The sequence below is a fragment of the Methylobacterium gregans genome, assembly GCF_022179245.1.
GTDB lineage: Bacteria > Pseudomonadota > Alphaproteobacteria > Rhizobiales > Beijerinckiaceae > Methylobacterium > Methylobacterium gregans.
On sequence record NZ_BPQM01000169.1, the window covers coordinates 1 to 1,126 of the forward strand.

Sequence of the window (1,126 nt, forward strand, 5' to 3'; positions counted from 1 at the left end):
CCGCAGGCCGTCGTGCTGATCATGGCCGCCGACCACGTCATCGGCGACACGCAGGCCTTCCGCGCTGCCGTGGCCGCCGCCGCGCAGGGCGCGCGCGCGGGCGCCATCATGACGCTGGGCATCCAGCCGACGCGGCCGGCCACCGACTACGGCTACATCCGCCGCGGCAGCCCGCTGCCCGAGGGCGGGACGCAGGATCTCGGGCAGGGGCCCGCCTGCGCGGTCGAGCGCTTCGTCGAGAAGCCGGACGCGGCGGGCGCCGAGCGGCTGATCGCCGAGGGCGCGCTGTGGAACTCCGGCTACTTCCTGTTCCGCGCCGACGTGATGCTCGCCGAACTCGAAACCTTCGCCCCCGCGGTGCTGGCGGGTGCGCGCGCGGCGCTGGCGGCGGCGGCCACCGACCTCGACTTCGTGCGCCTCGACGCCGAAGCCTTCGGGCAGGTGCCGAAGATCTCGATCGACTACGCGGTGATGGAGCGCACCGGCCGGGCCGGCGTGCTGCCGGTCGCCTTTCCGTGGTCGGATGTGGGCACCTGGGACGCGGTCTGGGGGGTGCTGGAACGCGACCGGGACGGCAACGCGCTGCGGGGGCGGGTCGAGCTGATCGGCACGCGAAACAGCCTCGTGCACAGCGCGGGCGAGGGGCTGACCACGGTGGTGGGTCTGGAGGACGTGGTGGTGGTGACTACGCCCGACGCGGTCCTGGTGGCCTCGAAGGCGCAGGCGGGGCGGGTGAAGGAACTGGTGGGCCAGTTGCGGGCGCGGGCGCACCCGGAGGCGGACGCGCATCTGCGCATGTACCGGCCGTGGGGGTGGTACCAGCGCATCGACATCGGCGAGCGCTTTCAGGTGAAGCGGATCATGGTGACGCCGGGCGGGCGCCTGAGCCTGCAGAAGCATTATCACCGGGCGGAGCACTGGGTGGTGGTGAAGGGCACGGCCGAGGTGACGGTGGACGAGCGGGTGGTGCTGGTGCACGAGAACGAGGCGGTCTACCTGCCGATCGGCTCGATGCACCGCCTGACCAATCCGGGCAAGATCCCGCTCGAGCTCATCGAGGTGCAGGTCGGATCCTATACCGGCGAGGACGACATCATCCGCGTCGAGGACATCTACGGACGCTGAA

Annotated in this window: 1 protein-coding gene; it reads left to right on the plus strand. The window is 71.8% G+C overall.

The window, feature by feature from the left end; genetic code table 11:
* A partial coding sequence (locus MFF54_RS26040) for a mannose-1-phosphate guanylyltransferase/mannose-6-phosphate isomerase (RefSeq protein ID WP_238307096.1) occupies positions 1-1,125 on the plus strand: 1,125 nt, incomplete at its 5' end.
* Position 1,126 lies beyond the last annotated feature (1 nt).